At 72.2% G+C, this 13,218-nt stretch carries 11 protein-coding genes; 3 read left to right on the forward strand and 8 right to left on the reverse strand.

Annotated elements, in window-relative coordinates; genetic code table 11:
- Nucleotides 1–11 precede the first annotated feature (11 nt).
- From pdxT to pgsA, 6 genes are all read right to left on the reverse strand, one after another.
- Nucleotides 12–626, reverse strand: coding sequence for a pyridoxal 5'-phosphate synthase glutaminase subunit PdxT (gene pdxT / locus ACWGIS_RS24845; RefSeq protein WP_453364670.1), 615 nt, complete (start codon nt 624–626; stop codon nt 12–14).
- A gap of 6 nt (nt 627–632) precedes the next feature.
- The gene (gene pdxS / locus ACWGIS_RS24850; protein ID WP_453364671.1) at nt 633–1,556 is read right to left on the reverse strand and encodes a pyridoxal 5'-phosphate synthase lyase subunit PdxS; all 924 of its coding nucleotides are present in this window, start codon (nt 1,554–1,556) and stop codon (nt 633–635) included.
- Between the two features lie 309 nt (nt 1,557–1,865).
- Nucleotides 1,866–2,411 (reverse strand): hypothetical protein, encoded by a 546-nt coding sequence (locus ACWGIS_RS24855; RefSeq protein WP_453364672.1) that lies wholly within the window; start codon nt 2,409–2,411, stop codon nt 1,866–1,868.
- Nucleotides 2,412–2,809: 398 nt separating this feature from the next.
- Nucleotides 2,810–3,970: a glycosyltransferase family 4 protein gene (locus ACWGIS_RS24860; RefSeq protein WP_453364673.1), complete on the reverse strand. Its 1,161-nt coding sequence runs from the start codon at nt 3,968–3,970 to the stop codon at nt 2,810–2,812.
- Nucleotides 3,967–4,896, reverse strand: coding sequence for a phosphatidylinositol mannoside acyltransferase (locus ACWGIS_RS24865; protein ID WP_453364674.1), 930 nt, complete (start codon nt 4,894–4,896; stop codon nt 3,967–3,969). The genes ACWGIS_RS24860 and ACWGIS_RS24865 overlap by 4 nt, the downstream gene beginning before the upstream one ends.
- Entirely contained in the window at nt 4,893–5,609 is a 717-nt protein-coding gene (pgsA, locus tag ACWGIS_RS24870; protein WP_356166677.1) for a phosphatidylinositol phosphate synthase, read from the reverse strand. The genes ACWGIS_RS24865 and pgsA overlap by 4 nt, the downstream gene beginning before the upstream one ends.
- Before the next feature lie 215 nt (nt 5,610–5,824).
- On the opposite strand from pgsA, the gene ACWGIS_RS24875 reads away from it, so the two are divergent.
- Together ACWGIS_RS24875 and ACWGIS_RS24880 are read left to right on the forward strand one after the other, a co-directional pair.
- Entirely contained in the window at nt 5,825–8,020 is a 2,196-nt protein-coding gene (locus tag ACWGIS_RS24875) for an elongation factor G-like protein EF-G2 (RefSeq protein ID WP_453364675.1), read from the forward strand.
- A 175-nt stretch (nt 8,021–8,195) separates the two neighbouring features.
- Nucleotides 8,196–9,869 carry a hypothetical protein gene (locus tag ACWGIS_RS24880; protein WP_453364676.1) on the forward strand — a complete coding sequence of 558 codons (1,674 nt, stop codon included), beginning with the start codon at nt 8,196–8,198 and terminating at the stop codon, nt 9,867–9,869.
- Between the two features lie 49 nt (nt 9,870–9,918).
- On the opposite strand, the gene ACWGIS_RS24885 is transcribed toward ACWGIS_RS24880, so the two are convergent.
- Nucleotides 9,919–10,485 (reverse strand): HIT family protein, encoded by a 567-nt coding sequence (locus ACWGIS_RS24885; protein ID WP_453364677.1) that lies wholly within the window; start codon nt 10,483–10,485, stop codon nt 9,919–9,921.
- 67 nt (nt 10,486–10,552) lie between these two features.
- Here ACWGIS_RS24885 and ACWGIS_RS24890 point away from each other — a divergent pair, with 67 nt between their 5' ends.
- A complete protein-coding gene (locus tag ACWGIS_RS24890; RefSeq protein WP_453364678.1) occupies nt 10,553–11,206 on the forward strand; it encodes a potassium channel family protein in 654 nt (217 codons plus the stop codon).
- Between the two features lie 31 nt (nt 11,207–11,237).
- Here the strand turns inward: ACWGIS_RS24890 and thrS are convergent, their stop codons facing one another.
- Entirely contained in the window at nt 11,238–13,214 is a 1,977-nt protein-coding gene (gene thrS, locus ACWGIS_RS24895; RefSeq protein WP_453364679.1) for a threonine--tRNA ligase, read from the reverse strand.
- Between the last annotated feature and the right edge of the window lie 4 nt (nt 13,215–13,218).

Below are 13,218 nucleotides of genomic sequence, written 5' to 3' on the forward strand. Positions count from 1 at the left end.
CGCCAGAGATCCTACAAGGACTCGGCTGTCCGGTTCGCGCGCACCATGTCGACGAACAGCCCGTGCACGCGGTGGTCGCCGGTCAGCTCCGGGTGGAACGACGTGGCGAGCGCGTTGCCCTGGCGTACGGCGACGATGTGGCCCTCGTGCTCGGCGAGCACCTCGGCCGCGGCGCCGACGGACTCCACCCAGGGGGCGCGGATGAAGACGCCCTCCACGGGAGCGCCCTCGACGCCCGTGACGTCGACGGCGGCCTCGAAGGACTCGTTCTGCCGCCCGAAGGCGTTGCGCCGCACGATCATGTCGATGCCGCCGACCGTCTCCTGGCCGGAGCGCGGGTCGAGGATCTTGTCGGCGAGCATGATCATGCCCGCGCAGGTGCCGTAGACGGGCAGGCCGGCACGCACGCGCGCGCGGAGGGGCTCCATCAGGCCGAAGAGCACGGCGAGCTTGGAGATGGTGGTGGACTCGCCGCCGGGGATGACGAGGCCGTCGACCTCGGCGAGTTCCTCGGGGCGCCTCACCTGCCTGGCCACGGCGTCCGCCGCGGCCAGGGCGATCAGGTGCTCCCGTACGTCGCCCTGGAGGGCCAGAACCCCGATGACGGGGGTGTCAGGAGTGCTCATGGATGACTACCAGCCGCGGTTGGCGTAGCGCTCGGCCTCGGGGAGGGTGTCGCAGTTGATGCCGACCATGGCCTCGCCCAGGTTGCGGGACGCGTCCGCGATGATCTTCGGGTCGTCGTAGAAGGTGGTCGCCTTCACGATGGCGGCGGCGCGCTTGGCCGGGTCGCCCGACTTGAAGATGCCGGAGCCGACGAAGACGCCCTCGGCACCGAGCTGGCGCATCAGCGCGGCGTCGGCCGGGGTGGCCACGCCACCGGCGGAGAACAGCACCACGGGGAGCTTGCCGAGTTCGGCCACCTCCTTGACGATCTCGTACGGGGCGCGCAGCTCCTTGGCGGCGGCGTACAGCTCGTTGTTGTCGAAGCCGCGCAGCTTGGCGATCTCGTTCTTGATCTGGCGCAGGTGGCGGACGGCCTCGACGACGTTGCCGGTGCCGGCCTCGCCCTTGGAGCGGATCATGGCCGCGCCCTCGGCGATGCGGCGCAGGGCCTCGCCCAGGTTGGTGGCGCCGCACACGAACGGGGTCGTGAACGCCCACTTGTCGGAGTGGTTGACCTCGTCGGCCGGGGTGAGGACCTCGGACTCGTCGATGTAGTCGACGCCGAGGGACTGCAGGACCTGGGCCTCGACGAAGTGGCCGATGCGGGACTTGGCCATGACCGGGATGGAGACCGCGTCGATGATCTCCTCGATCATGTTCGGGTCCGACATGCGGGCCACGCCGCCGTCCTTGCGGATGTCGGCCGGGACCCGCTCCAGGGCCATGACGGCGACGGCTCCCGCGTCCTCGGCGATCTTCGCCTGCTCGGCGTTGACGACGTCCATGATCACGCCGCCCTTGAGCTGCTCGGCCATGCCGCGCTTGACGCGCGCGGTGCCGGTCGCGGTGCTGTCGGAGGACTGGGCGGAGTTGGAGAGCGTGCTGGACACGGGTTGACCTCACTCGGTGGAAAAGAGGGCTGCTGCAGCACCGAGGAAACGCCTGTGGACCAGGCCACAGCAAGGGCCAATGACGAGCCGGTGGCTCATTTTCCGTTCAGCGCCCGGAAAAGCGCAGGTCACGGCGTCGTCACCGGGCGGTGGGAGCGGGGTCCGGGCCGCCTCGGCGGTCCACGCAAGACCGCTCTCCGGGGCCGGGAGGCGCGTCGCGGGTCCGTCCATGACGTGGGTCACCGGCGGCTCGCCGTCCGTGCCGCCGGGAGCCCCTCGCCCGGGCCGGGAGCCGCGTCGCCGGTCCGTCTACGACGTGGGCCGGTCCGCCAGGGCCACCGGCGGCTCGTCGTCCATCTCGAAGGCGAGCGGGAACGGCGCGTGTCCCGCCAGCCGGAACCACCGCACCTTGCGGTGCCGGCGCAGTGCGCGGGCCGCCCGCACGGCGTCGTTGTGGAAGCGGCGGGCCATCGGCACCCTGCGCACCGCCTGGGCCAGTTCGTCGGCCGCCTCCTCGCCACCGGGCGCCGCCCGGACGGCCTCCACCTGCGCCGTCTCCCCGAACACGGCCCGCAGCGCCTGGCTCAGCTCGCTCTCGGCGACCTCCCGCTGGTCCTCCTCGGCCTGCCGGGCGGCGTGGGCCGCCTCGTAGAGCACTATCGAGGCGGCCGGGTCCAGCACTCCGGAGGTGGCCAGCTCCTGGGCGACCGAGGCGCGGCGCAGCAGCTGGGCGTCCAGGGCGGCGCGCGCGGCGTCGATCCGGGCGTGCAGCCGGTCCAGGCGTCCCGCGGTCCAGCTCAGGTACAGGCCGATGGCTACGAGGCCGACGAGGATCCAGATGAGGGTTGCGGTCACGGGCCGCAAGGCTACCGGTGCGTCGCGCGGCGCCTCGCGCGGCTCCCGGTACACCGGCGCACGCCCTGCTCGTCCGGCCGCCGGTTCCGGGTCGCCGGTCTCGTTCAGGCGCCCGGGCTCCCCCGGCCGGGACGGGCCCGCACGGTGCGGCAGGGCTGGTCGGCACGGGTCGCGCGACGGCGGCCCGTCGCCGGGGTGCTCCCGGCGCCCGCCGCCCGAGGACGCCGCGGAAGTGCCGGCGGTCCGCGACGAAACGTCCGGAACACGTCCCTGCGCGCCGACGCCGGTCACCGCGCGAGGGGCCACCGACTACGGACGTGCGCCGCCGGACGGCAGTGACCCCGCTCAGTCCCCGCCCGGCAGCGCACGAGCTCACTCCCGGCGGGCAGCGCCCCCGTTCAGTCCCGGGCGAGTCCGAAGCGGGCCATCAGGCCGGTCCGCTCGTCCGTCGCGACCGCCGCCGCCCCGTCCGTCACCGTCTCGTACACGGAGAGGATGTCCGCGCCGACCGTCGACCAGTCGAAGCGCCGCACGTGGGCGCTGCCCCGCTCGCGCAGCCCGGTGCGGCGGGCCTCGTCGCCGAGGAGCCGCACGGCCGCGTCCGCCAGCGCGTCCGCGTCCTCGTTGGCGAACAGCTCCCCCGCCGCGCCGTGGTCGAGGACCTGGGCGAACGCGTCGAGGTCGGAGGCGAGCACCGGGGCCCCCGCCGACAGGGCCTCGACGAGGATGATCCCGAAGCTCTCGCCGCCGGTGTTGGGCGCCACGTACACGTCGACACTGCGCAGGAGGCGCGCCTTGTCCTCGTCGCTGACCATGCCGAGGAACTCCACCCGGGAGCGCATCTCGGCCGGCAGGTCCTCCACGGCCTCCTTCTCGTCACCGCGTCCGGCGACCAGGAGCCGGGTCCGGGGCCGCTCGGCGAGGATCTTCGGCAGCGCCCTCATCAGCACCGGCAGGCCCTTGCGGGGCTCGTCGATGCGCCCGATGAAGCCGAGGGTCTCGCCCTGCCAGGCCGGGTTGGGCTTGGCGCGCGCGAAGAAGTCGACGTCGACGCCGTTCGGGATGACGACGGCGTCGCCTCCGAGGTGCTCGACGAGGGTGCGGCGCGCGTACTCGCTCACCGCGATCCGCGCGCTGATCTTCTCCAGCGCGGGCTGGAGGATCGGGTACGCGGCGATCATCGCCCGCGAGCGCGGGTTCGAGGTGTGGAAGGTGGCGACGATGGGCCCCTGGGCCGCCCAGCACGTCAGCAGCCCGAGCGACGGCGAGGTCGGCTCGTGGATGTGGATGACGTCGAACAGGCCGTCGTGGAGCCAGCGCCGTACCCGGGCGGCGCTCAGGAAGCCGAAGTTGAGCCGCGCGACCGAGCCGTTGTACGGCACCGGGACCGCGCGGCCCGCCGAGACGACGTACGGCGGCAGGGGCGTCTCGTCGTCCGCCGGAGCGAGGACGGAGACCTCGTGGCCGAGGCGGATGAGGTGCTCGGCGAGGTCGCGGATGTGGAACTGGACGCCGCCCGGGACGTCCCAGGAGTACGGGCAGACGATGCCGATCCTCACGGGCGCTCCCCGGTGCCGGACGGCTCGGGGCGGGGCTCCAGGTCGGCGAGCCACAGACGCTGCAGCATGTGCCAGTCCTCCGGGTGGTCGGCGATACCGGTGGCGAAGGCGTCGGCCAGCGCCTGTGTCATCACAGACGTCTTCTCGGCGCGGGTGCCTGACACGGGGACCCCGACGGGCGGGTGGACCCGGCCCTTCATCACGGGCGAGTCGTCGAACCAGAGCGTCACCGGCAGGAGCAGGGCGCCGGTCTGCTGGGCGAGCAGGGCGGGCCCGGCGGGCATCCGGGCGGTCTCCCCGAAGAAGTCGACCTCGACGCCGGACGCGGACAGGTCGCGGTCGGCGACCAGGCAGACCAGTCCGCCCTCGCGCAGCCGCCGGGCCAGCATGCCGAACGCGGAGCCGCCGCTGTGCGGCAGGACCTCCATGCCCAGGCCCTCGCGGTAGGCGACGAAGCGGTCGTACAGCGACTCGGGCTTGAGGCGCTCGGCGACCGTGGTGAAGGGGATGCCCAGCTCGGTGGTGACCCAGGCGCCCGCCAGGTCCCAGTTGCCGAGGTGCGGCAGCGCCAGCACGACGCCCTTGCCGGCCGCGAGCCCCTCGGTGAGGTGGTGCAGGTCCTTGGCCTCGAAACCGCCCCGCACGCGCTCCTCGCTCCAGGCGGGCAGCCGGAAGGACTCCATCCAGTAGCGCAGGTAGGAGCGCATGCCCGCCCTGGACAGCTCGGCGAGCCGATCCGGGGTCGCGTCGGGCACCACGCGCGCGTAATTGCTCTCCAGGCGCTGGACGCCCTTGCCGCGCTGCTTCCAGGCGAGGTCGGCGACGGCACGGCCGAGCCGGACCGCGGCGGGCTCCGGGAGCTTCTTGACGGTGCTCCAGCCGAGCGCGTAGGCCCCGTCCGTCAGCCGGTCCCGCAGACCGCTCACGAGGCCGCCTCGCTGCCCTGGGTGGCGGCGTCGGCCTCGGCGGCCTCGCGGCGCACGGTGACGACCCGCTGGATCAGCGTGACGAGGCTGCCGACGGCGACGATCCACAGCGCGACGGGCAGCAGCCACTGGATGCCGGGGACGCCGAACTTGTGCAGGCCCGCGAACCCGGCCGCGACCAGCGAGATCACCAGCCGCTCGGCACGCTCGACCAGGCCGTTGACCGCGACGGGCAGGCCGATCGACTCGCCGCGCGCCTTGGTGTACGAGACGACCTGGCCGCTGGCGAGGCAGAAGATGGAGACCGCGCACAGCCCGATGTCGTCGCCGCCGCCCGCGTACCAGAGGGCGAAGCCGCCGAAGATCGCGCCGTCGGCGACCCGGTCCAGCGTGGAGTCGAGGAACGCCCCCCAGCGGCTGGAGCGGCCGAGCTGGCGCGCCATGTTCCCGTCGACCAGGTCCGAGAACACGAACAGCGTGATCACGACCGTGCCCCAGAAGAACTCGCCCATGGGGTAGAAGACCAGCGCACCCGCCATGACTCCGGCCGTGCCGAGGAGCGTCACGGTGTCGGGGCTCACCCCCCGCCGGATGAGAAACGCGGCGAACGGTGTGAGGACACGCGTGAAGAATGCACGCGCGTACTTGTTCAGCATGGCCTTCCCGAGGGTCGGTGTCGCCGCGCGGCCCCTGCTGGCCACCGGCTGGCCCATCGTAGCCACGCCCGCGCCGGTGCGACGGCCGGGCACCCGGGCCCCGTGTCCCGGCGGACGGCACCGGGGTCGCGCCGCGATCGCGTCCGTCGTATGGACGCACCGTGACGGGAGTGGAAAGCTCGAAGGACCGCGGGCGTCGCCGGAGCCGCCACCGCACGCGGACCGGCATGTCCGCGCCCACAGTGACCTCACCGTGTACGGGAGGCAAGGCCATGGGCGACAAGGCGAACGCACACCCCGGAGCCGCCGGCAGGGCTACGGCGGCCGACCACCCCGCGTCCGTACGGAATGTGGTGCTGGTCGGCCACAGCGGATCCGGCAAGACGACGTTGGTGGAGGCTCTCGCGCTGACCGCGGGAGCGGTGAACAGGGCGGGCCGCGTGGAGGACGGCGGCACCGTCTCCGACTACGACGAGATCGAGCACCGGCAGCAGCGTTCGGTGCAGCTCTCACTGGTCCCCGTCGACTGGGGCGGGTACAAGATCAACATCCTGGACACCCCGGGATACGCCGATTTCGTCGGGGAGCTGAGGGCCGGTCTGCGCGCCGCGGACGCGGCCCTCTTCGTCGTCTCGGCCTCGGACGGGGTGGACGGCTCGACCCGGATGGTGTGGGACGAGTGCGCGGCGGTCGGCATGCCGCGGGCCATCGTCGTCACCCACCTCGAAGCGGCCCGCGCCGACTTCGAGGAGATGACCCGGATCTGCGCGGACGCCTTCGGCGCCGACGATCCCGATGCCGTACTGCCGCTGTACCTGCCGCTGCGCGGCGCGCCGGGGCCCGACGGGCACGCCCCGGTGACCGGGCTGATCGGGCTGCTCTCGCAGCGCCTCTTCGACTACTCCTCCGGTGAGCGCAAGGAGTCCGAACCGGGCCCCGAGCAACTGCCGCTCATCGACGAGGCCCGCAACCGGCTGATCGAGGGGATCATCGCGGAGAGCGAGGACGAGACCCTCATGGACCGCTACCTCGGCGGCGAGGAGATCGACCTGAAGACGCTCGTGCAGGACCTGGAGCGGGCCGTGGCGCGCGGGACCTTCTTCCCCGTGCTGGCCGCCGCCCCCGCCGCGGAGGGCGCCCGCCAGGGACTCGGCACGGTCGAGCTGTTCGAACTGGTCACCGGCGGCTTCCCGACCCCCCTGGAGCGCCCGGCGCCCGCGGTCACCACGCCGGACGGCAGGGCGCGCGAGGTGACGGCGTGCGATCCGGACGGGCCGCTGGTCGCCGAGGTGGTCAAGACGGCCAGCGACCCCTACGTCGGCCGCGTCTCGCTCGTGCGGGTCTTCTCCGGCACCCTGCGCCCGGACGCGACGGTGCACGTCTCCGGGCACGGTCTCGCCGACCGCGGCCACGAGGACCACGACGTCGACGAACGCGTCGGCGCCCTGTCGGCCCCGTTCGGCAAGCAGCAGCGCGTGCTCACGCACTGCATCGCGGGCGATCTGGCGTGCGTGGCGAAGCTGAACCGCGCGGAGACCGGGGACACCCTCTCGGCCAGGAACGACCCGCTGCTCATGGCGCCGTGGCAGATGCCCGACCCGCTGCTGCCGCTGGCCATCGAGGCGCACAGCAAGGCCGACGAGGACAAGCTCTCGCAGGGACTGGCGCGCCTGGTGGCCGAGGACCCGACCATGCGCCTGGAACAGAACCAGAACACGCACCAGGTGGTGCTGTGGTGCCTGGGCGAGGCGCACGCCGACGTCGCCCTGGAACGGCTGCGGAGCCGGTACGGCGTCCGGGTCGACGTCGTCCCGCACAAGGTGTCGCTGCGGGAGACCTTCGCGGCCGCCGCCACGGGCCGCGGCCGCCATGTGAAGCAGTCCGGCGGCCACGGGCAGTTCGCGGTCTGCGAGATCGAGGTGGAACCGCTGCCGAACGGCTCCGGGATCGAGTTCGTGGACAAGGTCGTCGGCGGCGCCGTGCCGCGGCAGTTCATCCCGTCCGTGGAGAAGGGCGTACGCGCCCAGGCCGCCCGAGGGGTCGCCGCCGGCCATCCGCTCATCGACGTGCGGGTCACCCTGCGGGACGGCAAGGCGCACTCGGTGGACTCCTCCGACGCCGCGTTCCAGACCGCCGGGGCGCTGGCCCTGCGCGAGGCCGCCTCGGGGGCCGTGATCCATCTGCTGGAGCCGGTGGCCGAGGTGACGGTCCTGGTGGGCGACGAGTACGTGGGCGCCGTGATGAGCGACCTGTCCGGGCGGCGCGGCCGGGTCGTGGGGACCGAACAGGCGGGCGGCGGGCGCACCGTCGTACGGGCCGAGGTGCCGGAGATCGAGATCGGCCGGTACGCGGTCGACCTGCGCTCGCTCTCGCACGGCACCGCCCGCTTCGGCCGGCGGTACGCGCGGCACGAGCCGATGCCGTCGCAGATCGCCGAGCGGATCCGCGAACAGGCGGGAGCCGCCTGACAGTTCGGGGCGCGGGGGCGGGTCGGCGGGCGGCTTCGGCCGTCCGCCGACGGATGTCGGCGGCTGCGGATACGCTGATGACCTGATCAAGTTGCGACTCGATCAGCACGATGACCTGATCAACAGGTGTGCGAGGCACGGAAGTCGGGAAAAGCCGCAGCAGCGGACGGCGGCGATGGGGGCGGCAGTGGCCACTGACGGATTCGATTTCAGTCCCGGGGCACAGGTGCCGCTCTCGGGCTCGGCGGGACAGACCGCCGCCACCTACGCCCTGGCGTCGGCGGCGTACCGGGACAACGAGATCGCGGAGATCCTCAAGGCCAACAACGAATGGCACCAGTCGGTGGTCAAGCCCGGCCGCAGGTGGGCGTCCCTGTGGCGGCCGAACCTGGGCGAGGCCTTCGCGCGGGCCGTCCAGGACCGCATGCTGGGCCCCGGCCGCAAGCCCCTCATCCAGTCGTTCGGCACGGAGCCGCAGGTCGTCGTCGAACACTGCCTCGCCGCGAACCGCATCCGCCGGGAGCGGGACAACTGGCTCTCGGCGGTCTGGGTGCTGTGCGGCCTGATCTTCCTGCCGGGCCTCGTCGTCTGGCTGCTGGTCTTCCAGATCCGGTCCGCGGTGACGAAGCGCGGCGACAAGGGCTCGCCCGCGCTCGCCACCACGCTGCTGGTGGCCGTCGGCGCCCTCGCCGTGCTCTTCGTGCTCAAGATGCCCTTCAGCGGTTTCTGGGGGTGGTACGCCCGCGCGACCGTCGTGATGCCGGTCGTCGGCTGGTTCTGGGCCAAGCGGATCTGCGAGCGGACCGCCCAGGACCTGCGGGAGCGGTGGGACAGCCTGCTGGCCGGCGGCGGCCTCGGCGCCAAGATCCCCGAGGCGGTACCGGGCAGCCCGGGGGAGAACGCGGCGGAGCGGCTGCGCCAGGCCCTCGCCAGGCTCAGCGCCGAGCAGCAGTCCAACTCGGTCTTCTACGCCGGGCCCAAGGGCATACTCGGCATGGGCACCCGCTGGGGCAGCTGGCAGCTCGCCGAGGACCTGGTGCCGCGCGACCCCGACCGGGAGATCCACCCCTTCCGCAGCTGGGACGTCATCCGGTCGATCCACGACCAGCTGCGCATGCTGGAGCGCGGCCCGCTGAACACGGGCGGTTTCCCGAAGCCCTCCATCAAACACTGGATCGTCACGCCGATCGGTGAGAACGCCAAGGCGGTCTCCCGGCCCGAGGGCACGGACGTGGACGCGTTCCAGGTCCGGAACCACGCGATACAGGACATCTGCAACAAGCAGCAGTTCGGCGGCGGCGACCGCCACTACCTGGGCGTGCAGTGGACGCTGTGGGACGGCCAGCTCGTCCTCACCATGCTGATCACGGTGACCGTGCTGCACGAGACGCTGCGCATCGAGGTCACCGGACACGCGCTGGGCCCGGTCAACTCCCTGTTCACCACGAAGCCCGAGGCGCCCACCAAGGAGGTCGCCAAGTCGGTCAGGTTCTGGGAGACCCGCAAGGTCACCCTGCCCCTGGTCGACACGGACGAGGTGGTGCGCCTCACCGCCCGCGCGCCCTTCACCTGGTACCCGCCGCTCCTGAACTGGCTGGGCGGCACGCTGACCCTGCCCGAGCCGTTCGGCCTGCGGCACGCCTGGGCGGACCAGCCCTGGCGCCACCGCTTCATGGCGGACGACGCGCTGCGCGCCGCGACCCCGGTGCTGCGCGTGGTCCACGCCGCGGCGATCAAGGTCCTGGAGGAGAACGGCGTGAACACCGAGAAGTTCGGCACCCGCTCGTCCTTCCTCAGCACCGCGGTCCAGGACGTGTCACCGCGGAAGGCGGACGTGTACGACGCGTAGCGGGACCGGCGCGGGGCCGTCACCGCGGCCCCGCCCCGCGTGCGCCCGGCTACTGGGCCTGCGACGGCCAGGCGTCGGCCAGCATCTTCCGGGTGTCGGCGAGCAGCTGCGGCAGCACCTTGGTGTGGCCGACGACCGGCATGAAGTTCGTGTCGCCGCCCCAGCGGGGCACGACGTGCTGGTGCAGGTGCGCGGCGATGCCGGCCCCGGCCACCCCGCCCTGGTTCATGCCGATGTTGAAGCCGTGCGCCCCCGAGGCCGTCCGCAGCGCGGTCATCGCCTGCTTGGTCAGCTCGGCCAGCTCCGCGGTCTCCGGGCCCGTGAGGTCGGTGTAGTCGGCGACGTGCCGGTAGGGCACCACCATCAGGTGGCCGCCGTTGTACGGGTAGAGGTTGAGCACCGCGTACACGTGCTCGCCGCGCCGGACGACCAGCCCGTCCTCGTCGGACTTGGCGGGGATCGAGCAGAAGGGACAGCCGTCGTCGGCGCCCGGGCCGGTGGGCTTGTTCTCGCCCTGGATGTAGGCCATCCGGTGGGGCGTCCACAGGCGCTGGAACGCGTCCTGCGTCCCCACTCCGATCTGCTGCTCCGGCTCACTCGTCATGGGAAGCAGCATAGGACTTCGCCCGTTCGCGGCGTGTCGCCGGGGTTGCGGGAAGCGGCGTCCGGGCCAAGCTGGGCCGGTGGACCCCGACAGCCCCATCGCCCGCTGGGAGCGGCGCACCGAGCTGCTGCTCACCCCGGCCTCGTTGGTGTTCCTCGGCGCCTACGCCTACCTGGTGCTGGCGCCGGACGCGGGGGGCGCGCGCCGGGACGTCGCCCTGGCCGTCCTGCTCGGCGCGTGGGCGGTCTTCGTCGTGGACTTCGCGGCGCGCTGGCGGCTCAGCGGGCGCCGGCTGGGATTCGTACGGACGCACGTGCTGGACACCGTGGTGCTGATCCTGCCGCTGCTGCGTCCGCTGCGGATCGTGCGCATCTACGAGGCCGTGCAGCACCGGAACGGCCGGCCCCGGCTCAGCCTGCACGCGCGGGTGATCGCCTACGCGGGCATCTCGGCCACCCTGCTCGGCTTCACCGGCGCCCTCGCCGTGTACCAGCAGGAGCGGGACGCGCCCGGCGCGAACATGCGCACGTTCGGGGACGCGCTGTGGTGGGCCTGCTCGACGCTGACCACGGTCGGCTACGGCGACGTCGTGCCCGTCACCGCGGGCGGCCGGGTGATCGCCGCCGGCATGATGGCCTGCGGCCTCGCGCTGCTCGGTGCGGTGACCGGCTCGTTCTCCTCCTGGCTGATCCAGGTGTTCTCCCGGGAGGACGAGAGGCCCCCGGGGCGCTGACCTCCCGGGGGCCTCTCGTCACGCGGCCGGATCAGACCTGCACACGGTCCTCGACGACCTGGAGGATCTTGGCGATCGCCTCGTCGACGGGGATGCCGTTCTCCTGGGAGCCGTCGCGGTAGCGGAAGGAGACGGCGCCGGCCGCCATGTCCTCGTCGCCCGCGATGACCATGAAGGGCACCTTCTGCTTCTGGGCGTTGCGGATCTTCTTCTGCATCCGGTCGGAGGAGGAGTCGACCTCGACGCGCAGGCCCTTCCTCTTCGCCGCGGCGGCGAACTTCTCCAGGTACTCGACGTGGGCGTCGCCGATCGGGATGCCGAGCGCCTGCACGGGCGCCAGCCAGGCCGGGAACGCGCCCGCGTAGTGCTCCAGGAGCACCGCGAAGAAGCGCTCGATGGAGCCGAACAGCGCGCGGTGGATCATCACCGGACGCTGCTTGGCGCCGTCGGGGCCGGTGTACTCCAGGTCGAAGCGCTCGGGAAGGTTGAAGTCGAGCTGGACGGTCGACATCTGCCAGGTGCGGCCGATGGCGTCCTTGGCCTGGACGGAGATCTTCGGGCCGTAGAAGGCGGCGCCGCCCGGGTCCGGGACCAGCGGGAGGCCCTGCTTCTCGGCCACCTGCCGCAGCGTCTCGGTGGCCTCCTCCCAGATCTCGTCCGAGCCGACGAACTTCTCCGGGTCCTTGGTGGACAGCTCCAGGTAGAAGTCGTTCAGGCCGTAGTCGCGCAGCAGCCCGAGGACGAAGGTGAGCGTCTTGTCGAGCTCCTCCGCCATCTGCTCCTTGGTGCAGTAGATGTGCGCGTCGTCCTGGGTGAAGCCGCGGGCCCGGGTCAGGCCGTGCACGACGCCGGACTTCTCGTACCGGTACACGGTCCCGAACTCGAAGAGGCGCAGCGGCAGTTCACGGTAGGACCGGCCGCGCGCGTCGAAGATCAGGTTGTGCATCGGGCAGTTCATGGGCTTGAGGTAGTAGTCCACGCCCTCGTCGAGCTGCATGGGCGGGTACATGCCGTCGGCGTACCAGTCCAGGTGGCCCGAGGTCTCGAAGAGCTTCCCCTTCGTCGCGTGCGGGGTGTAGACGAACTCGTACCCCTCCTCCTCGTGGCGGCGCCGCGAGTAGTCCTCCATGACCCGGCGGATGATGCCGCCCTTGGGGTGGAAGACGGCGAGGCCGGAGCCGATCTGGTCCGGGATGGAGAACAGGTCGAGTTCGTTGCCCAGCTTGCGGTGGTCCCGCTTCTCCGCCTCGGCGAGGAACTCCAGGTGCGCCTTCAGCTCCTCCTTGGAGGGCCAGGCGGTGCCGTAGATGCGCTGGAGCATCGGGTTCTTCTCGCTGCCGCGCCAGTAGGCGGCGGCGTTGCGCATGAGCTTGAACGCCGGGATGTTCCGGGTGGTGGGCAGGTGGGGACCGCGGCACAGGTCCTTCCAGCACAGCTCGCCGGTCTTGGCGTCGAGGTTGTCGTAGATGGTCAGCTCGCCGCCGCCCACCTCGACGTCCGCGCCGTCGTCGGTCGAGGCCGCGCCCTTGATGCCGATGAGCTCCAGCTTGTACGGCTCCCCCGCCAGCTCCTCGCGGGCCGCCTCGTCGCTCACCACGCGCCGGGAGAAGCGCTGGCCGCGCTTCTGGATCTCCTGCATCTTCTTCTCGACGGCCTTGAGGTCCTCGGGCGTGAACGGCCGCTCGACGTCGAAGTCGTAGTAGAAGCCGTCCTTGACCGGCGGGCCGATGCCCAGCTTGGCCTCGGGGAAGAGCTCCTGCACGGCCTGCGCCATGACGTGCGCGGTGGAGTGGCGCAGGATGTTCAGGCCGTCCGGGGAGGAGATCTCGACCGGCTCGACCTCCTCGCCGTCCCGGACCTCGTACGCCAGGTCCTTCAGCTCCCCCGCGACCCGGGCCGCGACGACGGAGCGCTCACCGACGAAGAGTTCGGCGGCCGTAGTGCCCGTCGTCACCACGCGCTCTTCCCGCTCGGAATCGCGATGGATGATCACACGGACGTCTGACACCGGT

The sequence above is a fragment of the Streptomyces sp. NPDC054842 genome, from assembly GCF_053611025.1.

What these genes read in the sequence shown, in the direction of transcription:
- ACWGIS_RS24880 (WP_453364676.1), top strand. Translation starts at nt 8,196, where the DNA reads ATGGGGGCGGCAGTGGCCACTGACGGATTCGATTTCAGTCCCGGGGCA.
- pdxT (WP_453364670.1), bottom strand. Translation starts at nt 626, where the DNA reads ATGAGCACTCCTGACACCCCCGTCATCGGGGTTCTGGCCCTCCAGGGC.
- ACWGIS_RS24885 (WP_453364677.1), bottom strand. Translation starts at nt 10,485, where the DNA reads ATGCTGCTTCCCATGACGAGTGAGCCGGAGCAGCAGATCGGAGTGGGG.
- ACWGIS_RS24875 (WP_453364675.1), top strand. Translation starts at nt 5,825, where the DNA reads ATGGGCGACAAGGCGAACGCACACCCCGGAGCCGCCGGCAGGGCTACG.
- pgsA (WP_356166677.1), bottom strand. Translation starts at nt 5,609, where the DNA reads ATGGGCCAGCCGGTGGCCAGCAGGGGCCGCGCGGCGACACCGACCCTC.